Origin of the sequence: Nitrospira sp., from assembly GCA_024760545.1 — a bacterium.
GTDB lineage: Bacteria > Nitrospirota > Nitrospiria > Nitrospirales > Nitrospiraceae > Nitrospira_D.
The window spans coordinates 1398828-1423058 of the sequence record CP060501.1 but is presented as its reverse complement, the minus strand read 5'-3'; the positions used below and the strand labels follow the sequence as shown (position 1 = coordinate 1423058).

At 55.9% G+C, this 24231-nt stretch carries 24 protein-coding genes; 14 read left to right on the top strand and 10 right to left on the bottom strand.

What is annotated here, in order from left to right; translation table 11 throughout:
* Positions 1 to 13 precede the first annotated feature (13 nt).
* Genes prpB through H8K03_06805 form a run of 3 tightly spaced genes read left to right on the top strand, consistent with a single transcriptional unit; the run spans position 14 to position 3783 of the window.
* Positions 14 to 898: a methylisocitrate lyase gene (prpB, locus tag H8K03_06815; GenBank protein UVT21609.1), complete on the top strand. Its 885-nt coding sequence runs from the start codon at positions 14 to 16 to the stop codon at positions 896 to 898.
* Positions 899 to 911: 13 nt separating this feature from the next.
* Positions 912 to 2090 (top strand): citrate synthase, encoded by a 1179-nt coding sequence (locus tag H8K03_06810; GenBank protein UVT21608.1) that lies wholly within the window; start codon positions 912 to 914, stop codon positions 2088 to 2090.
* On the top strand, positions 2065 to 3783 hold the full coding sequence (locus tag H8K03_06805; GenBank protein ID UVT21607.1) for an acyl--CoA ligase: 1719 nt from the start codon (positions 2065 to 2067) through the stop codon (positions 3781 to 3783). The genes H8K03_06810 and H8K03_06805 overlap by 26 nt, the downstream gene beginning before the upstream one ends.
* 462 nt (positions 3784 to 4245) lie before the next feature.
* Here H8K03_06805 and H8K03_06800 read toward each other — a convergent pair whose 3' ends face one another.
* Both H8K03_06800 and H8K03_06795 read right to left on the bottom strand, forming a co-directional pair.
* Positions 4246 to 4962: a response regulator transcription factor gene (locus H8K03_06800; GenBank protein UVT21606.1), complete on the bottom strand. Its 717-nt coding sequence runs from the start codon at positions 4960 to 4962 to the stop codon at positions 4246 to 4248.
* Positions 4963 to 5034: 72 nt separating this feature from the next.
* Positions 5035 to 5988: a hypothetical protein gene (locus H8K03_06795; protein ID UVT21605.1), complete on the bottom strand. Its 954-nt coding sequence runs from the start codon at positions 5986 to 5988 to the stop codon at positions 5035 to 5037.
* A 512-nt stretch (positions 5989 to 6500) separates the two neighbouring features.
* Between H8K03_06795 and H8K03_06790 the strand changes: the two genes are divergently transcribed.
* Both H8K03_06790 and H8K03_06785 read left to right on the top strand, forming a co-directional pair.
* Complete coding sequence (locus H8K03_06790) at positions 6501 to 6743, top strand: hypothetical protein (GenBank protein ID UVT21604.1); 243 nt, start codon at positions 6501 to 6503, stop codon at positions 6741 to 6743.
* A gap of 54 nt (positions 6744 to 6797) precedes the next feature.
* The gene (locus tag H8K03_06785; GenBank protein ID UVT21603.1) at positions 6798 to 7142 is read left to right on the top strand and encodes a hypothetical protein; all 345 of its coding nucleotides are present in this window, start codon (positions 6798 to 6800) and stop codon (positions 7140 to 7142) included.
* A 117-nt stretch (positions 7143 to 7259) separates the two neighbouring features.
* Here the strand turns inward: H8K03_06785 and H8K03_06780 are convergent, their stop codons facing one another.
* Positions 7260 to 7580, bottom strand: coding sequence for an RNA-binding protein (locus tag H8K03_06780; protein UVT21602.1), 321 nt, complete (start codon positions 7578 to 7580; stop codon positions 7260 to 7262).
* A 375-nt stretch (positions 7581 to 7955) separates the two neighbouring features.
* Between H8K03_06780 and H8K03_06775 the strand changes: the two genes are divergently transcribed.
* The gene (locus tag H8K03_06775) at positions 7956 to 8447 is read left to right on the top strand and encodes a thermonuclease family protein (protein UVT21601.1); all 492 of its coding nucleotides are present in this window, start codon (positions 7956 to 7958) and stop codon (positions 8445 to 8447) included.
* Here the strand turns inward: H8K03_06775 and H8K03_06770 are convergent.
* From H8K03_06770 to H8K03_06760, 3 genes are all read right to left on the bottom strand, one after another.
* Positions 8444 to 9046 (bottom strand): class GN sortase, encoded by a 603-nt coding sequence (locus tag H8K03_06770; protein UVT21600.1) that lies wholly within the window; start codon positions 9044 to 9046, stop codon positions 8444 to 8446. The genes H8K03_06775 and H8K03_06770 overlap by 4 nt on opposite strands.
* Positions 9043 to 11163: a marine proteobacterial sortase target protein gene (locus H8K03_06765; GenBank protein UVT21599.1), complete on the bottom strand. Its 2121-nt coding sequence runs from the start codon at positions 11161 to 11163 to the stop codon at positions 9043 to 9045. The genes H8K03_06770 and H8K03_06765 overlap by 4 nt, the downstream gene beginning before the upstream one ends.
* A gap of 90 nt (positions 11164 to 11253) precedes the next feature.
* Positions 11254 to 12072 carry an OmpA family protein gene (locus H8K03_06760; protein UVT21598.1) on the bottom strand — a complete coding sequence of 273 codons (819 nt, stop codon included), beginning with the start codon at positions 12070 to 12072 and terminating at the stop codon, positions 11254 to 11256.
* A 712-nt stretch (positions 12073 to 12784) separates the two neighbouring features.
* Between H8K03_06760 and H8K03_06755 the strand changes: the two genes are divergently transcribed.
* Positions 12785 to 13849, top strand: coding sequence for a DUF3644 domain-containing protein (locus H8K03_06755; GenBank protein UVT21597.1), 1065 nt, complete (start codon positions 12785 to 12787; stop codon positions 13847 to 13849).
* Between the two features lie 178 nt (positions 13850 to 14027).
* Positions 14028 to 15005 carry an HNH endonuclease gene (locus H8K03_06750; GenBank protein UVT21596.1) on the top strand — a complete coding sequence of 326 codons (978 nt, stop codon included), beginning with the start codon at positions 14028 to 14030 and terminating at the stop codon, positions 15003 to 15005.
* Positions 15006 to 15195: 190 nt separating this feature from the next.
* Here the strand turns inward: H8K03_06750 and H8K03_06745 are convergent, their stop codons facing one another.
* A complete protein-coding gene (locus H8K03_06745; GenBank protein UVT21595.1) occupies positions 15196 to 15489 on the bottom strand; it encodes a hypothetical protein in 294 nt (97 codons plus the stop codon).
* 114 nt (positions 15490 to 15603) lie between these two features.
* Here H8K03_06745 and H8K03_06740 point away from each other — a divergent pair, with 114 nt between their 5' ends.
* Positions 15604 to 16827, top strand: a complete 1224-nt coding sequence (locus H8K03_06740) for a hypothetical protein (protein ID UVT21594.1) — start codon at positions 15604 to 15606, stop codon at positions 16825 to 16827.
* A gap of 29 nt (positions 16828 to 16856) precedes the next feature.
* Positions 16857 to 18128 carry a phosphorylase kinase gene (locus H8K03_06735; GenBank protein UVT21593.1) on the top strand — a complete coding sequence of 424 codons (1272 nt, stop codon included), beginning with the start codon at positions 16857 to 16859 and terminating at the stop codon, positions 18126 to 18128.
* A 245-nt stretch (positions 18129 to 18373) separates the two neighbouring features.
* Here the strand turns inward: H8K03_06735 and H8K03_06730 are convergent, their stop codons facing one another.
* From H8K03_06730 to H8K03_06720, 3 genes are all read right to left on the bottom strand, one after another.
* Positions 18374 to 19165: a hypothetical protein gene (locus H8K03_06730; GenBank protein UVT21592.1), complete on the bottom strand. Its 792-nt coding sequence runs from the start codon at positions 19163 to 19165 to the stop codon at positions 18374 to 18376.
* A 287-nt stretch (positions 19166 to 19452) separates the two neighbouring features.
* Positions 19453 to 19755, bottom strand: a complete 303-nt coding sequence (locus tag H8K03_06725) for a hypothetical protein (protein ID UVT21591.1) — start codon at positions 19753 to 19755, stop codon at positions 19453 to 19455.
* 266 nt (positions 19756 to 20021) lie between these two features.
* Complete coding sequence (locus H8K03_06720; protein ID UVT21590.1) at positions 20022 to 20369, bottom strand: 4Fe-4S dicluster domain-containing protein; 348 nt, start codon at positions 20367 to 20369, stop codon at positions 20022 to 20024.
* Positions 20370 to 20639: 270 nt separating this feature from the next.
* Between H8K03_06720 and H8K03_06715 the strand changes: the two genes are divergently transcribed.
* From H8K03_06715 to H8K03_06700, 4 genes are all read left to right on the top strand, one after another.
* Positions 20640 to 21173, top strand: coding sequence for an AAA family ATPase (locus H8K03_06715; GenBank protein UVT21589.1), 534 nt, complete (start codon positions 20640 to 20642; stop codon positions 21171 to 21173).
* Between the two features lie 752 nt (positions 21174 to 21925).
* Complete coding sequence (locus H8K03_06710; protein UVT21588.1) at positions 21926 to 22465, top strand: hypothetical protein; 540 nt, start codon at positions 21926 to 21928, stop codon at positions 22463 to 22465.
* Positions 22466 to 22599: 134 nt separating this feature from the next.
* Positions 22600 to 23034, top strand: coding sequence for a hypothetical protein (locus tag H8K03_06705; GenBank protein ID UVT21587.1), 435 nt, complete (start codon positions 22600 to 22602; stop codon positions 23032 to 23034).
* A gap of 249 nt (positions 23035 to 23283) precedes the next feature.
* The gene (locus H8K03_06700; GenBank protein UVT21586.1) at positions 23284 to 23823 is read left to right on the top strand and encodes a hypothetical protein; all 540 of its coding nucleotides are present in this window, start codon (positions 23284 to 23286) and stop codon (positions 23821 to 23823) included.
* Positions 23824 to 24231 lie beyond the last annotated feature (408 nt).

The window sequence follows — 24231 nt, the reverse complement described above, 5'->3', positions numbered from 1 at the left end:
GGCCGGATCGTCAATGACGAACAGGGACAAGAATTCAGCGACGCAAGCAAAGACGTCGCGTTTGCGTGAATTGCTCAGTGCGCGCGCCCTTGCCATCCCAGGGGCCTTCAACGCGCTGGTGGCGATGCAAATTGAGCGAGCCGGCTTCGAGATCGCCTATGTTTCGGGGGCGGCCATATCAGCTTGTCGGGGGATGCCGGATGTCGGTCTCCTGGCGCTCAGTGACATGGCGGCGGAGGCGGAGAGGATTGCCCGGGCGGTCTCGATTCCGACGATCGTCGATGCGGATACGGGATATGGCGGTCCGGCTCAGGTCGCTGAATCGGTGAGAGTGTTCGAAGAAGCCGATCTTGCCGGCATGCAGATTGAAGATCAAGACACGGCCAAGAAGTGCGGCCATCTTTCAGGCAAGCGTCTGGTGCCGAGAGGTGAAATGGCCGCCAAAATCGAGGCGGCCGTTCAGGCAAAAAAGGATCGGAATTTCATGATTGTGGCACGCACCGACGCCCGTGGAGTGGAGGGGCTGGACGCCGCCGTTCAACGGGCGATGACCTATGTGGAGGCCGGTGCGGATGCGCTGTTTCCCGAGGCCCTCGAATCGGCCGAAGAATTCCGGACCTTTGCCCGCGAAATGGCGAAAGGAGGAATCACGGTTCCATTGATCGCGAATATGACGGAGTTCGGGAAAACACCTCTTTTGAGCGTCGCAGAATTCGAGAGTCTCGGGTATCACGGGGTGCTCTTTCCCGTGACGGGCTTACGGACGGCCTTGCAAGCCATCGACAGGCTGCTGGGCGAGCTCAAGCTGTTCGGATCCCAGAAAGACTGGCTCCATCACATGATGACGCGACGAGAACTGTACAGTCTGCTCCGGTACACGGATTCTCACGAACGCTGAGAAGGGAGGATCTATGAACACGGTCATCCACGAGTCTCCCGCGACTGAGATGAAGGAGGGTTCAACGTATAGCCCCGGTCTCGAAGGAGTGATTGCTGGAGAATCGGCTCTCTGCCTCGTCGATGAAGGGGAGTCCGGTCTTCTCTATCGAGGCTATGCGATCCGTGATTTGGCACAGCACAGTGCTTTTGAGGAGGTGGCTTATCTCCTGCTGTTCGGGCGTCTGCCGAATCGGCAAGAGCTCAATGACTTCTCAGCACGACTCATCGATCAAGCCATGCTCCCTCACCTCCTTCAAGTATTTCTCGGCGCAGTTCCTTCCGGCTCACATGCGATGGACATCGTCCGGTCGGGTGTTTCGCTGTTGGGTGTGGTGGATTCGGACACGACCGACCACTCGCATGAAGCCAACGTTCGCAGAGCGATCCGGCTGCTGGCGCAAATCCCGCTGATCGTGGCGACATCCTATCGACTCGTCACCGGCAAACCGCGGCGACGTCCACACTATGATCTGACCTTTGCAGAGAATCTCTTGTATCTCCTGACCGACCGAAGAGGAGATGAGCAGACGAAAGCCATGGCCCGTGTCCTGGACGTCTCGCTGACGCTGTATGCCGAACATGAATTCAATGCCTCCACGTTCGCCGCCCGTGTCACGGCATCGACGATGACGGATTTGTACTCCGCCGTCACGTCGGCGATCGGGACGCTCAAGGGATCGCTCCACGGAGGAGCCAATGAGGCAGTCGCCGAAATGTTCGTGGATATCGGCAATGGTCACCGCGCGGAAGCCTGGGTTCGGGAGGCACTGGCAAAGAAGCGGCGCATCATGGGTTTCGGCCATCGTGTGCTCAAGAAAGGTGACAGCCGCTCGGCCATCATCCAACAGCATGCCGAATCGTTGAGCCGGGTCTGCGGCAACCGCCGGTGGTATGACATCGCGACGACGATCGAACATGTGATGGAACAGGAAAAAGGCCTCTATCCCAATCTCGATTTCTATACGGCGGTGGCCTATCTCCTGATGGAGATCCCGCTCTCGCTGTATACGCCGCTGTTCGTCTGTTCGCGTATCACAGGATGGTGCGCCCATGTCATCGAACAGCAGGACCATAATCGGTTAATGAGGCCCCGCGCGCTCTACACGGGACCGTCGAGGAGGGAGTATGTCCCCCTTGATCACCGTGCCTGACCATATCGCGCGGGCACGAACAGTCGAAGAGCCATGCCTCCTGTTCCCGTGGAGCTCGTTTGCCGAGTTCTTCAAAGCCCGTGTCCATGATCGCGCCGGGATCAGTAGGACCTTCATGACCTATTGCGATGACGATAGAGCGGTGCGCTACACCTACACCTATGCGGAATTCGGAACGGTGGTCGAACTGTTCGCCGCGTTTCTCCATGATCATGTGGGAGTACGGCGTGGGGATCGACTGGCGACACTCCTTTTTAACCACGACGTCACCGTGGTGTTGTACTTTGCAGCCTGGACCTTGGGCGTCACGATCGTACCGATCAACGTCGAGGAATCCACGGATAAGAAACGCTACATCCTGGAACATTCCGAGGCGTCGGCCGTCTGTTGTTGGCACACGTACCTTGGTGAAGTGAAAAATCTTCAACCGGAACTTCCCGTCTTGCGCCATGTGATTGTGCTGAATGATGAAGGTGTCGTGCAAGGGCCGAAACATAGGGAGACGGCCAAGGTTGGAGCAGCCCCATTTATTGGTGCCGCATCTCACACTCCCGGTCTGGAAGATGAAGCGCTCATCGTCTATACATCCGGGACCACCGGTCCGCCGAAAGGCGTGGTTCTCACCATAAGGAACTTGCTCGTCGATGCCGACGCCATTGCCGCATGGCATCGGTTCGGAGCGGACTCTCGCCTCATGTGCGTGCTTCCGATTCATCACGTGAATGGGATCGTCGTGACGGTGATCACACCGTTCTATTGCAAGGGCGGCATCATCTTGAATCGCAAGTTCAAGAGCGCCGCGTTCTGGCGGAGACTACACGAAGAGCGGGTCACCTGTGTCAGTGTCGTCCCGACCCTGTTGGAATTCCTCTTGGATGCAAATGAAGACATCGCCGCATACCGGCTGAACGAATTCGGCGGATTCATTTGTGGCGCCGGTCCCTTGCTCAAAGACACCGCCATGCGGTTCGAAGACCGATTCGGGTTTCCGATTCGCCACGGCTATGGCTTGTCCGAGACGACCTGCTACTCCTGCTTTCTGCCCAATGAACTTTCGCGTGAAGAGCATCGTCATTGGCTCAACGATTACGAGTTTCCCTCAATCGGTGTTCCGCTCCGACACACTATGATGGCGATTCTGGATGCCGAGGGGCAGCCGCGGCCGGAAACCGCGAGAGGAGAGATTTGCATCCGCGGGGGAACCGTCTGTGCCGGTTATTTCAAGCGGGAGGATGCGAATGATGAGGCATTTCGATGGGGCTGGTTCCGTTCCGGGGATGAAGGATTTTATGTCCGAGATACGTCAGGGCGACCGTTTTTCTTCATTTCCGGTCGCCTGAAGGAACTCATCATTCGAGGCGGTGTCAATATTGCGCCGTTGGAGATCGACGACGTGTTGAAGAGTCATCCGCTCGTGCGATTTGCGATGGCTGTTCCATTCGAGCATCGTTACTATGGTGAGGAGATCGCCGCGTATGTGGTGCCGAGGGACGAAGCCAGTCCGCCCACCAAAGCCGAGTTACTCGCACACTGTCGGCGACGGTTGCCGTTCTCAAAATGTCCAAAAGTTATTCTCTTTGGACAAGACGTGCCCTATACCTCGACCGGAAAGCCTAAGCGTCTGGAACTCAAAGCCTCCCTCGCTTCCGTATTGACGGCCTACCGCTATCATCAATTCAAGGAAATACGCTAGTAGAGAGAAGCGGCGTACGGAATCAGGAGTACAGGGACGGATACATCATCCCCCTTCGCGTTGCCCTAGAGCAACAAAGGGCTGCCCCGCCGTACCCCAACGGTTCGGGCAGCCCTCACCTCCGTGAAGGGTCGCAATGGTTACCTGCCCTCCGGCCACAGCTACGGATCAGCCCACGAAACCTCCCATCATCAACGCGAAGACAACGATCCCGAGAAAGATCAAGCCATACAAATACACCCATCCTGGCTCGTGTGTTATGTCGTCCTTGATTTCCTTTAAGTGTACATCACTCATCGCCGTTCACCTCCTTGCTTGAAACCTGCAGCCTTCCGCTTGATTAAGGATATCTAGACCGTCCTCCATATTCACAAGCATATTAAGATGCGGACTGCTCCTTCGACATCGCCTAGAAGGTTGAATTACGGCCTACACCGATCGGGTGATGAAAAGGAGTAGCTACTAAGCCTGGAGGTAGGTGAGGATTGCCTCGACGCGCCCGTCCACGGAAAGTTTCTGATAGATATGATGCAGGTGTGTCTTCACGGTATCGACGGAGACGCACAACTGATCGGCGATTTCCTTGTTGCTCCGACCGGATGCTGCGCAACCCAATATTTCTCGTTCCCGGTCGGTTAAGTTCATGAGTACGGTGGTGTGGTGCTCTTGTGTCCGCCCCACCGCGCCGGGAACGGTACGAGCGAAGCTGTCCGGCATGACCGGCGACAGGATATGTTCTCCTCGAACGGTGGCCCTGATGATGCGCAGAAAGTCCGTCTGATCGGTGTCCTTGAGAATGTAGCCGAACGCGCCTGCCTGCATGGCGGCGATAATCCGTGTATCTTCATCGTACCGAGCCAACAGCAGCACCCGCGTATCGGGGAGGTGCTGCTGGATGAGTTTTGCGATCGATTCCACATCGAGATCCGGCATGTCGACGTCAAGGAGCACGATATCGGGCTTGTGCTCCATCGCCAATCGATAGGCCTCGCGCCCATCCGGCGCCTCTACGACGGAAGCGACATCCCGTTCCCGCTCCAACAGCAGCCGCAGACTTTGCCTGAACAGCCGTTGAGCCTCGACAATGAGCAGCCGGATGGATCTGGGCTGCGCTCCATGCTTGCGGCGGTATGCGGCGCTTCCCCGGCGTTGGGTGGACGTATGAATCCCTCCTTTCATGCGAGTGACCTCACCCGAAGGCTTGCACGCACAATGCTCTACCGAGCGACGTGACGTCTCGTGGCGCGTTGATCACGCGGCCATGCGATACACCCAACGATCTGCATCGCGTCTGATCTGAGCGAGAGCTCTTGCTTCCCTGCCCTGCGCGGCCAGTGAGAGCGCTCCAAGGAAAACCGCCGACAGCATGAAGCCGGCAACAACCAAATAGCCCATTGGAATTTCAGGCCATGCCATCGGTTCGCTCGCGGCGACCGTCTCGCCCTTCGCGGATAAGGCGATAGGAGCCGGCGCGGAGATGCGGTCCGTCGGTGTTGCACTGCGCACCGCGGCAAATATCAAGCCGGCCAGCTGCTCTTGCTGTGTGGCTTGTCCTTGCTCCATGCTCCGTTGCGCCTCAACTACCCGGACCAGAGCCCACCCGAGCCGTTCCTGGATCGCACCGGCCTGTATCCAATCGTGCTGAGCGGCCTCGACGATGCGGCGTCCAAGCGTGGCTTGCCAAGTGGAAGCGAACGCATGATGAAGCTGTTGTCCCCTGGCTTCGATCGCGCCGATCATCGTCATGTTGTACATTGAACCATAGTGATCAGCAGACAAGAAGCCGCTCCGAACACCGCGAGTCGTGACGTTGACGATCGCTCGTCCCATGACGCCCTGCACGCGAGCCAGATGGGCGGCCGGGACGGTTGCCGCTTCATTGAGGACAGTCTCGAGCAAGCCGCGTGAGCCGGAGTACAATTCATAATGCGCCATGGTCGCGCGATTCCATTCGGAGACCGATTGAGCCATGGCGTGATTGGTGCGGCGCTCGAAGAGCGCTTGATCGAGGATGGCTTGACCGAGTGCAGGTTGAAGCGCGCTCATGCCCATATCACTGGTTGCTGGTTGTTCCGACGCCAGCGCCTGTGGGAGGACTACTTGATAGGTGCCATTGGCCGCGGCGAATAACAACAGTGCTCCAAACAGAATGGCACAGAGTCCGACACCCACGATGATGTCGATGGTGTTGTAACGGTAGGACATACATACCTCCTTGCCATATCGGACAATCGCAGGTGTGCGACGTGTCACATCGGAATAGGGTCGTCGGGCTCACAAGCCCGAGGACAGTACGTAAGCAGAGCCTAGCGGGAGGATTGGTGAGGGACGAACTGGAGAAGAGAGCATACATGCCCTCTCCCTTCAATTGGATCTCACGTCGACGGAAGAGCATGTCACCACCTCCGAGACGAAGGCGGTCTGCAGTACACTGTTCACCCTACGCCCTGATGATAGACCCGTCAAGGGCGTGTGTTTTCCGTCTTTGTCTCCGTTGACAGAGCATGAGTCATGCTTGTACGCTGATAAGATGACGTACTGAGCTACGCTGACTTCCCATCGCTCGCGCCGTTCCTCCCCATCCCGTTCTTGCGCGTCTGATTCTCCGGTCTTCGCCGCTTCTACGCCTGAGTCTCCACGAGTGCCGCTCTACCAAGACGCCGACGTGTCTTGGTCCCGAGAGGAGTGGAGGCCTCACATCTCACCAAGGAGTTCACATGAATAAGGAACAATTCGGACAGTTCTGGGGGCAACTCAAGGCGCCGCTCAAGGCAAAGTGGGGAAAAATCACCGAAGAGGACCTCGTTGAGATCAAAGGGAACCTCGATACGTTCGACACCGTCCTTCAGAAGCGGTACGGCGAACTCCACAAGGATGAAGTGACGACATGGGCCCACCGACGCTATTGCCATTGGACCGGAAACTACCTCGGTTATACCGAAGAGGCGCCGGCGGTGTAGACCGGTAGTCAGTCGGTGGTCGAAGAACGGCTGCTATCTACGAAGGGAGCGAACATGAAGCAAATCGTGATCAACAGGAGCTATGACCAATTCTGCATCAGCCATAAGGCACTGGTCCGGTTGCGTGAGTTGGGGCAACAAGAGGCGTTGAACGAAACGGATACTGGAGCTTATTGGCCTCAGGCTGCGGGGCCGCGAGAACCGAGCCTGAACCAATATGGGAAACTCATTCCACGGGATGATGAAAAACTCGTTCGCGTGGTTGCGGAACTTGGGGAAGCAGCCGACGGGCATGCTGCCGCGCTCAAGATCGTGACCATTCCCGACGATGTGCGATGGGTGGTCACCAAGATCGAGGGTGGCGAACAGGTGAGTGAAGTCCACCGCACGTGGGCATGAGCGAAGAAGCCATGTCTTCGCAAACGGGGTTGCACGGACACATATTGTGATCGGTAGCTTGAAGGGGCGCTTCAATCGGAGCGCCCCTTCCGAAGTCAGGTACTTCGCGTGACGCAGTTAATAGCGGTTGCGGTTCTGTCCACCGCCGGAGCGGTTACCGCCGCCACCACTGCCACCACCGAAACGCGGTTCCATCGGTTTCGCTTCATTGACGGTGAGCGACCGTCCATCCATCTGTGACCCGTTTAAGGCCGTGATCGCCGCCTTGGCTTCCTCGGCGCTCGACATTTCGACAAAGCCGAAACCTCGAGATTGGCCCGTGAATTTGTCCGCAATCACGCGGGCCGATTCGACCGTGCCGTGCTCGGCAAACAGGGTGGTGAGTTGAGATTCCGTTGCCGAGTATGGCAACCCGCCGACATACAGTTTTGAACCCATGGGGGTTCCTCCTTCTAAAATGACATCGTCCATGACGCGAGAGGGACTTCGGAGGGGAAGGAGAGGGCCAAAGACGTAGTGGATGAACGGCTCAGGTCAGGCTTCCAATCAGATTCTCGGCAGGAACAACATCGGTGACAGGCCATTGAGATTCTTGTTTCATGCGAGGCCCTCCGCAATGAGACATCAGCATCCTATCAGGTGTGTGTGCGAATAGCTACACTGGGGGGCCCGGAATGGATCCTGTTTGGATGAGCTTCATCGGGCATTCACGTACCTCGCAAGACCCACCTATCTATTCTCAGTGAACGTCGTCGTGTCTAAATATACAGAAATGATTGGCTGAATGTGCTGCTGACGGTAGCATACGACATCATGATGAAGCATCGCCTTGCTACATGTCTGGTGCTCGCTTTGAGCATGATCTGTCCGGCGCTTGCCCAAGCAGATTTCCTTGCACGAGTCCTCATGGTCCATGAGGGAGATCGTCTGACGATCCATCATCAGGGACGGAAGGAAATGGTCTACCTTCGAGATATTGATTGTCCGGAGATGAAACAACCGTACGGGAAACAGGCAAAGCACGCGACGAACGTCTATGTCGCCAACCGTGATGTGGTGGTGCGGGATTTGAAGCGTGACCGGCAGGGTCGGATCACGGCGGACATTCTGCTGCAAGACGGCAGGCATGTCGCCCATGAGTTGGTCAAAGAAGGACTCGCCTGGGCGCAGCCGGGAAAATCCAGCGATCAGACCCTGAAAGATATGGAAGAGCTCGCCAGAGCTTCTGCGAAGGGCCTGTGGTCCGAGCCGAATCCGATCCCGCCATGGAAATGGAAGTCGGCGAAGACGACCGGTCGGAACTAGCCTCCCGTTCCTATTGCGTCACGTTCCGCAGTCACCACGTATCTCAACGGCCCACCAACCATCATCGAACCGAATGGATAGCAAGTGACGAGGACGAGTCTGCTCTGTGGGTGATCGAGTGGAATGGTGCCGGATCGTGAATCCACAATGCGGCTTTCCGATACCAGAAAACGCAGCCGGTGTCCCTCCACGGTTTCGATCATGATCTCATCGTGCGGACGCAGGCGTTTCAAGAATTTGAAGTGGGTGTCGCGGTGGCCCGTGAGAATCGTGGTGCCGGACGAACCGGGAAACGCGCTGGCTTCGACATGGCCTGGCCCGAATGCCAGCGTTCGTCCGTATGCGCCTTCCAACACGATCTGATCAACGCCCAGACGTGGGATCACCAATCGCGCAATGGGCCAGGTGTCGGCCCAAGGCCAAGGCTTAACGGCCGTTTCACCGGCCAGGGTGCGAGACCAAGCTCGCTGCAGGAGATACTGCGCGAGCTCGGCCTTCACATAGATCCACGATCCTTCTCCGACTTGCCAGAGCCCAATCGCGAGGACGCATGCGACCAGCGCGCCGTGAGCCGGTCGAATGATTCGGCCCCGATTCATGCCATCCATTTCCGATGGCGCCACACCAACCCTGCGATCGTCAGCAACGCCAGCCCGAACAGGATCTGCAACTGCCCGATCGTGGCGGTCTTCGGCAGGGCGGCGATTGAAGCTTGATCTTGAACAGCGGCCGGAGCCTGTTCAGTGCTTGAGCGATCCGTCGGCCTGGCGGGCGTGACATCTACGGCAACCAGGCTCGTGTACTTGCTGGCCAGGTGATGACTCACTGCGACATCGATCACGGCGTTTTTGATCGCCTCCTCGACTCCGCCTTTGTATGTCTCATCCATCAGCGCGGAGATCTTCTGTCTGGCCCAAAAGACGGAAAGACCTCCCTGTGAAGCTGCCTGGTTGAACGAGACCGGCAGGGTCCAGGGGTGATGACCTGCGAGTCCCTTCAGCGTCGCGTGTGGTGGGAGTGAGCGCGCCTTGATCGCGAGCACGATCGGTTCACCCTCATACAGATCGGCAATCTGCGAGGGGTACTGTTCCGTGCCCGACCAACCGGTGGGATCGACGGCAATGTCATGGAGAACAGGCCGCTCCAACTTCTTGAACAGCGCATCGAGGCGGTCCTTGACCTCTTCGATATTGCCGATATGGGTGAAGGTCCCCCGGCCGACCTCCGCTGTCTTGCGCATGAGGTAGCTGTTCGGCGTCGAGCCGATGCCGATCGTAAACAGTCGCCTGGTGCCGAGCTTGTAGTGCAGCATCTCGAACAGCTCCTCTTCATTGCCGACCTGTCCGTCGGTCAGCAATACGATCTGTTGAATCCGGGACGGATCTTGCGGATTCTTCAGGGCCTGCCTCAACGCGGGAAGAATCTCGGTTCCTCCATCCGCCGACATCCGCTCGGTGTAACGCACAGCCTTTCTCATACTTGCTGCCGTCACGGGTTCGAGCGTAGGGAACAGGGAACGGACCGTATTGTTGAATTGGATCACATTGAATCGGTCCAGCGTGGTGAGCCTTGTCAGTGCCGCTGTCACCGAAGCTTTGGCCTGTTGGATGGACGGGCCTGCCATCGACCCGGACGTGTCGATCACGAAGATGAGGTCACGCGGCACGCGTACGGCTTTTTCGTCCGGCTGAGTCGGCGGGGCAATCGTGAGCATGGCATAGGTTTCCCCATGCTTCTCTTCAGTGAAGATCGTCGCCAAGGGAGCTGTGTGAGGGGCGAGATGCCAAATAAGCTGGAAATCTTTATCTGCCGGCACCGCTTCCTCCTTCAAGCTGACCTGAAATCCACCGTCTGGATCCGGGATGACGATGATCGGGTGGTAGGGCGATTCCACCTTGGCGACCGGGAATCCTGGGTTGAGAACGAGGGCAAGGCTCAAAGGGTTGATGGAGCCTTGGCCAGGTGAGTGCACCGGAGGCGTGATGCGCGAGCTATCCGGGACGCGATCGGTGTCGAGGACCGTGCCTGAGCCTTTCGGTTCTTGGCCTTCGATGATCACCGGGGTGCCGGGAATGTACCGTTGGCCGACGGCCATGGGAAAGCGGAGTTGAAACTGTCCGTTGTCGTACCGGACGGTTTCCTGATACTCGATCTCGACGATAACGCGCTCGCCTGGTCCGATGTTGGCGACCGACGTTGTAAAGATGTTGGGCCGCTCCTGCTCGACCAGGCTTGTCCGCTTGCCTTCGTGCTTCGCCTGTTCATAGGTTTTCTTCGCCTCGGCCCGCTCCTTGATCTGGCCTTCGACGATGCGCTCACCGATCTTCATGCGGAGATGGTCGACCGCGGCGGTTTCCGGGAGCGGGAACACATAGATGCCTTCGAGCCAGTCGCCTTTCTTCTTGCTGGGGTTTGTGAATTCTTGCCGCACTGCCGCGCGGGCGATCATGCCGGTCACGGCGATCTGTACATCGGTTTTCAGGATCGAAGCCGGCCGGTAGCGGCCCTGCTGATTGGTCTTGAATAGGAGCGTGCCTTCCTTCACGTCATGAAGCCCCATCGTCGGCACGATGCCGGTGCTGAGCGATTCGGGTTCAATCGGTTCGGCCGGTGAGGGAGTATCGAGAGAAACAATGAGCAGTGCAGCACACAGTGCGAGGGACGTTACCAGGTGAAGGGCACGGTGCGGCCGTGCCAGGAGCGAGCGATGCAGCATGATAGCCTCGTGAGTTGGGGTCGTGGTGAAAGTGAAGGCAGAGGCGCCCCCGGGAAGGACGAGCTTCCCAGGGGCAATCCCTGCGCGTGATCAGCTCCCGCCGGCGGTTTCGTCCAGCGGTGCGACGCCGTTCCCGTCCGAGGCGTTGGTGGAAGGCACCAAGCCGTCGGTCGATGAACCGGTATCGTCGGTGTTCTGGTTCGATTCGATTGCGCTTTGAGTCGTCTCGACAGCGGGAGTTTCAGCCACGGCCGGAACCGCCATGTGCTCCTGGCCGACCTTGCGGACTTCCAAGTGCACTCGCCGATTCATGTGCCGGCAGGTGTCGCTGGTATCGATGCAGAGCACGCCCTCTTCGCCCAAGCTCACAGCCTTGATCCGGTGCTCGGCAATTCCGGCATTGACCAGTTCCGCCTTGACCGTTTCGGCACGCTTCATACCCAACTGCTTGTTGTAGCTAGCCGATCCCTGTTGATCGGTATAGCCCTGGATCAACACGCCGTAGTCCTCATTCCGCTTCAGCATGTCTGCCTGAGACGACAACTGCGCCTTCCCTTCATCGGTCAGCCCCTTGCGTCCAACTTCGAAGTAGATATCGGTATGAATAATGTCCGATACCGCTGCCACAGGGGTCACGCCCTGGGCAGAGTGTGTGGTCAAGATTCCCGCCTGATTCGAAACCGCAGCTTGTTTGAGAAGATCCGGGACATTGGCATTCCCAATCGCTCCCGTGGCGGGAGATACCGTCACCTGGTCACTCGACTGGCTGTAGTACCACGCAGCGGCGAGCAGTCCACTGACGATAAGAATCAGTGCGGCTAAAATCGTGAATTCCTTCGTATCTCTCTCCGGTCCCTTCACCGTGGGAGCGATAGTTCCTGACGAAACCTGTGCTGAACCCTGTGGCATGATGGCAATCCTCCTTTATTGATTAAACGAGCAACTCAACATTCAATCATTCACAACCCGAAACCCGTCACCCGATACCCACTCCCGGCCTTCCCCCGAACCACCTCCTTTCGCTTGCCTTGCTGCGCGCTGACTGAGGATTGCTTGAGCAACCGGAATGCCGATGCAGAGATGGCGGAAAAGTCCGAGAAGTGTGAGGAAAGTTGAGGAGTTATGAAGTGGGGCTAGTCAGTCGAAAGATGCGGGGAAGCGATATCCAGCATCCCATGCGGGGCCAGCCCCGCAAAGGAAAAAGGGGGCAGCCTGGTTAATCCTCGTGCTCACGGAAGGCGCACGCTAGAGCTTATTGAAGTCTTAGATTGTGGGCGGTGCTCCTTCCACGTGCGCAATAGAGGACCAATCCAGGCTCCCGCTTAGAGAGGGGGAACAAGCAAGCTTGGATGGATCATTGTGGGCGGTGCTCGCTCAATGGGCGCAGGGGAACCAGCACGGGTGCCGCTCCGTAGGAGGGGAGACGAGAAAGCTTGGAAGGAGTGGTTTTCATACACTGCTGTTCGGGACAACCAGTTTGAACATCTCGAAATTCAACAAAGGGGAATCATAGATACCTGCTTGGCTTTTCAGTAAACTTACACGGGCTAGGAGGCGACTGACATTAAAGCCGGTAAGGTCTTAAAATGGTGAGGTCCTGTGTGTATTAGAGGTCAAGGACATGCCAAAGGGTCTTTCGCAGAATGTTAAGCATAATCTAGAGAAAGCACGTTCTGCTGCTCTCGCCGCAGTTGAGGTTTATAACCGACCGGGTCCACGTTTCCGTACTGCGTATTACATAGTGCTCATCATCATAGCTTGGACTGCTTTGTTCCATGCGATCTTCTATAAGCGCGGAACAAGCCCTTGGTACAAGCAGCAGGGGAAGAATTCACGAGGTGATCGGTATGTTCGGATCGATGGCGATCCAAAGCACTGGGACCTATCCGAGTGTCTGAAACAGTACTTTGAGGGCAATTCGCCAGCGGATCGCCGCAATCTGGAATTCCTAATTGGGCTGCGGAACAAGATCGAACATCGCCACCTGCCTGAACTCGATGCAGGACTTTATGGAGAATGCCAAGCAGCATTATTGAATCTTGAGGAAATGATGTCCTTGCAGTTCGGAGCGCAATATGCGCTTTCCGAACAACTTGCTGTCGCCCTTCAATTCAGTCGAGTTGTACCTCCAGAAAAGAAAAAGGCTGCGAAGCAGCTTGCCGTAACCCAAGCAAAATCTGTCAAGGAATATGTGGAGAAATTTCGGGGTAGCCTGCCTTCTTCGACACTCAATAGCACAAAGTACTCTTTCAATGTCTTTCTGGTTCCGAAAGTGGCGAATAGAAAAGATCTCGCAGACACTGTGGTCGAGTTCATTCAAGTGGATGAGGCAAACAAAGATGAACTTGAGCGGCTTGAGAAACTGAATATTCTCATCAAAGAAAAGCATATTCCTATCACCAATTTAGGATTGCACAAGCCCGGGGACGTTGTAAAAATCTTGGCGGGAAAGCTACCCTTTAAATTCAACTTTGCATCGCATACAGCCTCGTGGAAGCACTTTAAGGTTCGGCCTAATGGTGCTGCTGTTAAGCCTGAGCTCACCGATGGAAAGTATTGCATCTACGATAGCCCTCATAAAGACTATCTATATACGGATGCCTGGGTGGAAAAGCTTGCAATTGAGTTGGCAGATTCCAATAGGTATCAAAACATTACAGGATTTGTAGCTGTCCCAAAACAATAGACATGGAAACTGTTATGACGAGTTTTCGAACAGGGGGAAATTTCAAGAAGGTGAGGAAATTTTGAGAGGTCGGACTCCGTTTCTTGGAGCATGTCCATCATCGAGGGCTGGCAGGTGTCTGCAGCCCGCTGGATGGGATGTACACCGATGCGAGGAAGGGCATTAGGCCTCATCCTGTATGCCCATCACTCTTAAGACTCACAAGATGCTGTGGGGACGCGCCGCGAACCGGTGTGCCATCTGCCGCATAGAACTTGTAATGGACGCGAGTGAGACAGATGATGAGGCCATCGTGGGTGAGGCTTGCCACATCGTCGCTCAAAAAGAAGATGGTCCTCGTGGGCAATCTCCGTTGACCCTGGAGCAACGAGATAAGTACGCCAACTTGATTCTTCTATGTAACATTCACCACAAGCAGGTTGACGATCAGGTGCAGACGTATACCGTCGAGCGACTTCTCGCCCTCAAGGTAGAACATGAGTCCTGGGTCAAGGCCGCGCTGAACTTCGACGTTCAGAAACAACGAGACGATGAACTCTATGCTGACTATGTGGAGTATTGGGCCACGGCAGTCCAGCTCGATAACTGGATCAATTGGACATCGTGGCTTGTTAGCGCAGATCGACCTTCGATTCGCATCGATATGCGAGAGGCGCTTGATGAGATTCGTCCATGGATCCTTGCTCGTGTCTGGCCAGGTAGGTACAAGTGGCTCGAAGCCGCGTTCACAAACTTTCGTCACGTTGCACAAGACTTGTGCAACACATTCTCGGAACACGCAAAGAAGAGAACAGACGATTTTTGGGAGACAGAAAAGTTCTATGAGATTGATGAATGGAATCCGGAGCGATACAAACGGCTGGCCGACAAGTTTGACGAGCACGTTGGTCTCGTCGAGGATCTGACGTTAGAGCTTACTCGAGCAGCGAACTATGTTTGCGATATGGTCCGCCTGGAGCTGCTACCCAGCTTTCGACTTCGTGAAGGCGCGATTCTTATTCACGCAGGTCCATATCCAGACTTGACGTATAAGACCTTTCGCGTCGAGTATCGCGATGACGAACGAACGGACGCACCGTACCCTGGGTTAGAGAGGTTCAAGGCGATTCGATTTTCCCGCGACGTCTACTTTGGTGAGAGGACGAAAGAGACCTAGCCCCGTGCCCGAGGCATATTTTAGAGGGGGACTCCTCGCTCTATTTTAGCCAGAGTTCAAGAAGTTTTGTCTCGCGTTCGGATTGGGAAATGAAGTGTGATTTCAGGGGTCACACCCCGCTTGTTTTCTTACTTCGACGGAACCAAGAGTCTCATCGGCATTGACGATACCTTCACAGTCGTGTCTCGTCTCACCGCACGATGGAACAGCTCTCCAGGTGCACGTATTCGTATTCGAAGCTTGTGACGATGCATCTGAATCGAAACAGCTCGCCTTCGCTGATCCCCTCGATGTCCTTCAGATTCGGGAAGTACAGAACCAGAGCTCGGCTGGTAAACCCGTCGGCGATGTGAACAGCCACGCCGCCGTCGCTGAGTTCGAACTCGTCTTTGGGGAACTCCTCGCTCTGTTTGAGCCAGAGTTCAAGCAGTCTTGTCTCGCGTTCAGATTGGGAAATGTGCTCTAGAGTGAACCGGCCCGTCAAACGATCCTCCTTGCGATGGTGGCACTGGGTTTTGTATCCTCCTTTCGAATCGGGGTTGTCTCGAACGCTTTGTTGCCATCCTTAGGTAGAGGCAAGAAACCACTCACAATGGTTATGATAAAGAAAATCTTTCTGGCTTCGTCCAAAGAACTGGAAAGTGACCGAAAGGAATTTGAGATCTTCATCGGGCGCAGGAACAAAAGCCTGGTTCGGCGGGAACTGTTTTTGGAACTCGTCGTATGGGAGGATTTTCTGGACGCACTCTCGAAGACTCGGTTGCAGGATGAATACAACAACGCTATCCGGGCGTGCGATGTCTTCGTCATGCTCTTCTGGACTAAGGTGGGCACATACACGCAGGAAGAGTTCGAGACCGCGGTAGGGCAATTCAAGGCCACCGACCGGCCAGTCGTCTTTACTTATTTCAAACACGCTGAGTTCAGGACTGGAAGTGTAGACGAGCAGGATCTACTAAGCCTCTTGGCTTTTAAGAAGAAACTGTCGGCCCTCGGCCATTTCTGGACGAGCTACAACAACATCGACGATCTGAAGGTTAAGTTCAGCGAGCAGCTCGACAAGCTTGGGTTCGACGAGTTCAAACCGCATAAGCCGATTGGCCCTGCCTCGCTTCGCTCCAAGACCCTGACATCCAAAGCGAAGTTGGGCGCCGAGATTCCGACATTGCTTCATACCTTTCTCGGTCTGGATCCGGAAGCCATTCCGCTTTCGGGCGTGGCTGCTCCGGAGAATCGCAACCATGTGTTTCGTCTCTGGGCGGACTCGGAGTATGAGAACAGCATCAGTGCGACTCTGGCTAAAAGTGACAACGTGGATTTGATTCGGATTCGCTTCACGAATCAATCTGGAAGTCTGCCTGGCGATGTAACGCTCCGTCCGTTAGGGCTCAAGGCCATCGCGGTTCCGAAGGATCAACATTTTCTAGTGTTCGATGTCCGCGCGCCGAGAGAAGGCCTTCGCAACGCCGAGAACGAGCAAGCCAATAAGGCACTGGCCATCGCAGTGCGAATCATCGATGCGAGGGCGACGCAATGGTGCTACCAGGCACGGGATACACGACGATGCTTCACGATTGAAATTAGTGACAGCTGGACGTCAGTTTACATGGATCTCAGGGACGGCTGGGTCCGCTTCGAGGCGGATGGCAACTACTATTACGCGGCCGATCGTCCTGACTTCTCGGTAATTGCAGCCATCGTAATCGAGGTGGGCACTGTCGGCGCTCCGCGGCCTGGCTCGGGAACGGGGGAGTTGGAGATCTGTCGTTTCCGCATGAGCCAGGATGGGCCTGTATCCGGAAGGCCAGCTAAGCAATGCTGATGGTCCGAAACAGAAGGCTCCTCGGCCTTATGAAGCCGAGGTACTCGGTCCAAGATGTCAATACATTGATCTCCTTCCTGCGCGGGTGCGGTACCTTCCGTTTCGAGCCTTATGAGAATGGCCTCTTCCCAGCAGCAGCGGTAGGCAAGGACCTTGCGGGTAGCGGATACAATCGCATCTGGGTCCGCGACAACGTGCACGTTTCGCATGCTCTACACGTCTGCGGCGCAGTCACTGAGGCCAGGATCAACGTCGAGACACTTGCGGCCTTCTTCCGCCTCCAGGCCCATCGTTTCGATGCCATTGCGAGGGGAGACACGGATCCTCGCGACGCCAAGCTTCGACCACCGATCCGTTTCCGTGCAGAGACGCTCACGCCCGACGAAGACTGGGCAAACGCGCAGAACGATGCGATCGGGTACTTCCTTTGGATCTATGCGCGCCTTGTAGCAGATGACATCGTGGTCCGGGAAGGAATCGCCTGGGACGTACTTGCTTTGTTTCCTCCATACCTGCGCGCTATCTCATATTGGCGCGACGAGGACAGCGGTCATTGGGAGGAGATGCCAAAGGTCTCGGCTTCTAGCATCGGCGTCGTGGTCGCGGGGCTGCGGGCGCTGCTCGCCTTGTTACGCGGCACGCATGGCCAGCACATCCCAACTGCGTATCGCTCTGCCCTCCGTGTAGACGTTGTCGAGGAACTGCTCAATGAGGGGACTCGGGCGCTTGCCGGCATCCTCCCTGCGGAATGTGTGGACAATAATCCGCTCAAGCAGCGCCGTTACGACGCGGCACTGCTATTCTTGATCTATCCGTTAGATGTGGTCGACCAATCTATGGCCAACCAGATCGTCGATGATGTCTGCACGAATCTAGGCGGTGATGTGGGGGTCCGACGATACATCTGTGACTCATTCTGGTGTACAGATTACCGTCGCAAGTTGACTTCTGATCAACGCACGCGTGACTGGAGTGAGGATATGGCAACAAGGGATGCTCTGGTGCGCTGCGGCGAGGAGGCTGAGTGGTGCCTATTCGATCCGGTACTTTCATTAATTGCGGGCGCAAAGTTTCGCAGCACGAGGGCACCAGCTTTTCTCGACGAACAGATATATCGCCTGAACCGGTCGCTTGGCCACCTTACCGAGCCAACGGGGTCAGTGCCAGAATTGCGCTGCCCTGAGCTCTACCATCGGGAGGATGGACGCTACGAGACGAGCGATGCCACACCCCTGCTATGGACTCAGGCATTGCTCTTACTCGCCCTGTGGTCCATGCACAAGAACGCTGAGCTGCAATAGCCAGGTTGTAGTCCTGGATTGCGCCTGTGGCAGACCGATCCATGGCTCCCCGCGCATACCATTAGATCTGCAAACTGACTGCACTATCGAACCACGAGTGACCGCATCGGAGAGATAGGGTCAGGTCTTGTATATTGCTATCCCCTGTGGAGGATCAGGGGTGGTCAGGCTCTGTTTGCTTTCTCCCGCCGACGGAACCGAGGGTCTCATCAGCATTGGCGATCTCTGCACAGTCGTGTTCCGTCTCACCGCACGATGGAACAGCTGTCCAGGTGCACGTATTCGTATTCGAAGCTTGCGACGATGCACTTGAATCGAAACAGCTCGCCTTCGCTTATTTCCTCGATGTCCTTCAGATTCGGGAAGTACAGAACCAGAGCTCGGCTGGTAAACCCGTCAGCGATGTGAACAGCCACGCCGCTGTCGCTGAGTTCGAACAACGGACCCCGGCGTCCCTCCAGCACCAAGGTCTTGCCGCCGTGACGTGCGAGTGCGGCATCGGCGTCCTTTTTAAATTCGCGATAGAGTGTGTTGGCAGACGGCAGCGGGCCTTCATCACGGGGGGCTGCGGGGGCGACAGGTGTGGGCTTGCCATCGCGGGTCAAACGCGCGTTGTAGAGGATGGCATCTTCTCCCTGCCAATTCTTGGGCAGGGTTATCGTCACTCCGTCGCCAGACGCTGTCCATGCGAATGTGCTTCGGCCAAGGCTGTCCAACTCGATCACGCCCTGGCTATCCTGGCCGAACCTGCCGGTAACCCGGTGACTTCCTATCCGGTTGCACGAATAAATGGATATCCCGTAGACGCCCGGGTAGGCAGTGCAGAAGTACTGGCCCCAGTTCCCGCGGAAGCTGCCGTCTTTTCCCACATCGATGTTGAGGTATAACGCGGCGCCCGTCAGGGCGGGGTTGGTGAAGGTTGCGTGTGCCGGCGATTGCCAGTTGCCGACGGGGATTTGTGGTTCTTGCGCAAACGCCCCGACTGCGGCGGCGACCAGGCTGGCCACAACTGCTCGTTGTACCAGTGTCGTCTTCATGCGCACCTTGGGGCAATGGTTATTTGAGCTACGCTTTTCCTGCGGGGACTATATGGCTGGTCGTCATGGCTGTCAACGTGATGAAGATCTGTAAGAGGACGCGGAATCGAATGTACGGGGTCAGACCTATTTTTTCTTCACACATGCCGCATCGGGCTATGCGTGAGCGTCGTTCACCCTGTCCCTCATTTCCCTATGTAGACGCTTTGTTTTCGGCAGGACTGTTTCTGTGGAGGCTGATAGATGACACCGGATAAGAAGCCACCCTCTGGAACCGGAAGTATGGCCTATGATTCGTCTTTGGGGGACTCTTCGCTCTGTTTTAGCCAGAGTTCAAGAAGTCTTGTCTCGCGTTCAGACTGGGAAATGTGCTCCAGCGCGAATGCGCCCGTTAAGCGATCCTCATAAAAAGCCCGTTGCTTCGCGTAGGTTTTCTTAAATGCTTCCCGCTTCAGGGTTTTCCAATTCGCATCGGATATTCCAGCATGGGAACGCAAGAGGTTAATCTCGATGGCTTGGAACGCAAATACTTTCGCCAACACCTTGATGACGGTTGCATTGGTCAAAAACCTTGGAACTTTATCAGCCATGACTAATCGTTTCGGTTAAGCCAAGGCAACCGTGATTGTACTGGCCGCGTTTTCAGCATCCTGGCAGGATGCTGAAAAAGTCCTGCCAGCTTCGTTCTCGCGTCGCTCAGAGGCTCAACGTACAGCCCGGAGTACGCCTCGCCTCTTCGCTCGATGCGGCCCTTCGTGAGTCGGCTCTAGACTTTCTATGGTTGTACATCTCTGACAGCACCAAATAGCTTTTTCGCAGCTTGCTGGAGTAGCACGGAACCTCAATGTGGAAACGGTCAGTTCCGCACGCCGCTCCAAACCTTTGCCGGATCGATAGGCTTGTCAGGGTTGAGTGTCCTCGCCTTTTCCAGCAGGACATCGGTCCCCTCCGGATACGCTGGATCAGAAATACAGCAATTATCGACCGGACAGACTGCCGCACATTGAGGTTCGTCAAAATGGCCGACACACTCGGTACACCGATCATGCGTAATCACGTAAATGCTGTCCCCCACTCCCTGGCCGTCGCCCACATGATTGCCCTTCGCCTCCGCATCACCGCGAGTTTCGAAGATGGCCTCGTTAGGACATTCCGGCAGGCAGGCGCCACAGTTGATACATTCCTCGGTAATCAGCAGTGCCATAATCCTGGCCTCCTTATTGTCTGAGATTTAACACAGCGTCGCACGTCCTCTTTATCGCCTTATGTCCCGCAACGCACTCTTGATGGCGAGATACGCATGTTGCACTTTCGTAAGCGCCTCTGTCAATGCGGCGGTCGATACGTAGAACTGCTCGGGGAGAGAGGTTTATGGGGTCAGCTCCCAGTTCTTTCATAGATTATTGTCGGGTCGTCAAAGATCCCGATCCAAGATCTGATATTCTTGCTGAACCACAGGATGCCTTCTCCTCTGATGCAAATCGCTATTTCCGGTACGCACTGCGCAGGCAAATCCACCCTTGTGGATGATTTGATTGAACGATTGCCACATTGGGAATCGATAGCGGAACCGTATTATGTGCTGGAAGAAGAGGGGTATGATTTTGGAGAGGTGCCGACGCTTGAAGATTTCGAAGCGCAACTCACCCGTTCCCTCCAATTGGTTCGTGAACAGCGCCATAATGTCATTCTTGACCGATGCCCCCTGGATTTCGTGGCCTATGCTCTTTGCTCGGCAGATTCTGACTCATTCAATGTGCGTGTCTGGTTACCGCAACTCCGTGAGGCAGTGAGCGCCCTCGGCTTGATCGTCTTCTTACCCATAGAGAACCGGATCCCCGTTCCCTTGTCCGAAGACGATGAGTTCAGGATCGCGGTCGATGAAAAGCTTCGCGAGATTCTCCTCGACAATACGTTCGACCTTGAGATGGTCGTGCTTGAAGTCACAGGCACGAGAGAAGGACGGGTCCAGCAAGTCTTGGAGCGCCTTCCCCACCGAATGGTTTGATTTCCAGGGCTGTAAGCCCCGCCTACTTCACTTGCGGGCGGAGGCTTCCCGATCAACGCTGATCATGCCGATGGGCTCTCCGGGGCTCGCGCCGACCCTTCTTTCCCGTCTGTTGCCCGTTCGCTCAGAATCTTCGGGTCGAACGATCTTTGGTTGATCGAGGCCCCTCCAAAATTTGGTAGAGGACCGGTTCAGCCCACCCTTAAGAACAAAGGTGAACGCAAATCTTGGCGAGATCATTGCAGCCAAATGAGCGGTTCAATAGCTAGCTTCAATAACCTAATAATGTATAACTAGATATCGGGGTGACTTTACGTTAGACTTCCTCTCCAATTGGGTAGGTAGAGACGTCTTAATTGACGTGATTCGGCACGCGCAAAGATCACGACCAGTGTCGATGATTCGAGCCTCACGGAGAGCGTATCTAAGAACCGACAAGAACATGAGCTATGAAAAGGGGTATGTCCTGTTGAACTTCTCAGGTGTCAAGCATGAAGAAGAGTGGCATGCCGTATTAAGTAATGTGATACCGGGGAAACATTCTTACATGCGTGGCATAATGGTCGCCGTAGATTTCGATAGAAACTCTTATTCCACGCCGGTCTTGGTGACATCATCAGAGATCCATACCAACCAAGCCAGGAAAATATTGGATGGCATGACTCAGTTTGATTAGGGAGTCGTTGTCCTTGCGGGTTACTAAGCATCTACGGGCGACGCGGCCTCGCGAAATCTGAGTTAAGGAGTCTTCCATGCTGCCATTAAGCCTGGCCTTGATTCTGGCGGCGGCAATGACCTCGCCCGCTGCTGCTGAAGAACAATCGGCGTGCTCTTTGCTGACCTCCGGCGACGTCGAAAGTGTCATCGGTGGCCAATTGCGCGCCACCCAGCCATTAAAATTTGACGATGTTCCGGCAGGCCCGAACAGGGTGATCAAAACGCTGGGCTGTCTGCTGAGCGTCCCCACTCACACAGGACAAGTCTCTATCGGCTGGTACGTCGGACCCATCACCGATCAAGAGATCGACCAATTGCTCAAGATGTCTAAAGATAACGTAGGAGTCAACAATCTCAAGAAGGCGAACTACAAGGAGGTTTCAAAGGATTTTCCCCATGCCTCGTGTTCGACCCTGTCACCTCCGGCCTCCGCCAAGGATGGCATGTACCTGTCCACCTGTGCGGGCGGGGTGAAGGGCCATGGCCTTTCGATACAGTTCATGAGCCCGACCAAGGCGCTCACCATTGATCAGGCGAAAGCGCTTTTGGACAAGGCGGCTGCGCACGTTCCCTGAAGAAGGGGCGGGCGGCGCGCTGGAGACAAGACGGTGGCGGATGAGTTCTACCGCACGACCATCCGCACCGCGGCGTGGGAGGAGAGACGGGGAGAGTAGGGTCTTTTATCTTCAACGGATAAGGAGGCAGGCACGTGAATGTATTGTTTGTGAGGCTCACGATGACCGCGGCATTGGCGGCTTGGGCGGGACCGGCGCCGGCAGAAACGGTGCCGCTCACACCGGGATACTATGAGGTGGTAGTGTCCGGTGCGCCCGGGGGTGGGACCCAGACACGTAAGCGCTGTGTGACCGTCGAACACGTCGCTGACCCGGATAGCGTCTTTAATTATGCATTCGCGAAACCATATAAGCCCTTGCCTGACCATAAGGTCATCAACTACGCGTCGCAAGGGGGTGCGATCAGCTATGACGTCGAGACCTCCTTTACGACGACGCATGTCGAGGGGACTGTGTCCAGTTCCGAGTTTTCTATCGTGCGCACGACAAAGGCGAAATCGGGGAAAGGCACAGCGGTCACTATGAAACTCGATGGCAAGCGCACCAGAGACTGTCACAAGGGGGAGTAGCCAAGCCTCAATATGAGAAGGCCGCGTATTGCGCTCGCACCCACCGTGATGCTGAGACCGTCCCAGAGTTTTCGTCGGCAGAGGGCGATGCACGCTGTGATAGACGGTTAGGACGGCTGAACCCGCCCTCTGCTCGCGCTCGGCTGCGCCCTAATCCCTCCAGACTCTTGATCTCGACGAACGCGGGCCGTATGATCGCGCGCACTAGCCAGCGGCGTGACCTGTTCTGTCTTTGAAGCGAGGTTGACGATGCGACGACTCCTACTTGCTCTCTTACCCTTGGTGCTGGCCGGATGTCCGACCACGACGGCTTTGTTTGTCGGAGCCCCGGCCCTTCTGTCCAAATCCGAGTTCGATGAGCGGCGGACGGAAACCAAACAGCAGATCGAGAAGGGGCTGATTTCGAAGGAGGCCGGGGAAACCAGCTGTCGCCAGATGCTGAATACGGTCGATCGGAATCACGCGGCGCCGCCACCGGTGGATCCTGCCATCTGCGAATTCGGGTCATTTGCCGACAAACTCTACGAATTGACCAGGTCCACGGAAAGCGGAGCGCTGACACCGGAACTTTGGGTGACCAAGTGTAAACAACTGTCCGGGAAACCCTCTGGGAAAGATGCCTGTGTGTACGACCCGTTTGCCGATCGGAGCGCCCAATGGCGTCGCTTGATCAGCGAAGGCAAATCGACGAAGGAAGGCGCCGAGATGGATTGCCGCAACTATGTGAAGCAGGTTCGCCAACATCCGATCCCAGGTCCGGAGATCACAGAGGACGCCTGCAAATTCTAGCAGGGCATTGAACGATCCTTCGGTTTCGTTCCCGCATTACTCAGAAACTCGACACACCGAACAACGTACGCCTCGCTTCTTCAATTGCGGCGGCCTTCTCCGGCACAAACCTAAAAGAAGGCCGCCGCACAGCCCTTCGTACCGACATTTCTGTCATGCTGCCTCCCTCCGACTTCATCATGCTCCTCGTTGGGAGGAGCATGATGCTCGGAGGGAGTCAGTCGCCAATTTTAGCCCGCCGTCATCATGGCAAACACAATGACCGCGAAAACAAAGATGCCCAAAAAGAAGTACGAAAGCGCATCGTTCATGCCAGGCATATGCATTCACCTCCTTGGCTGGGTCGATTTGATGCTTTTCAGCTCATTCAGCGCATCGGTTGTCCGCAGTGAGCCTCATTAGGTCGCT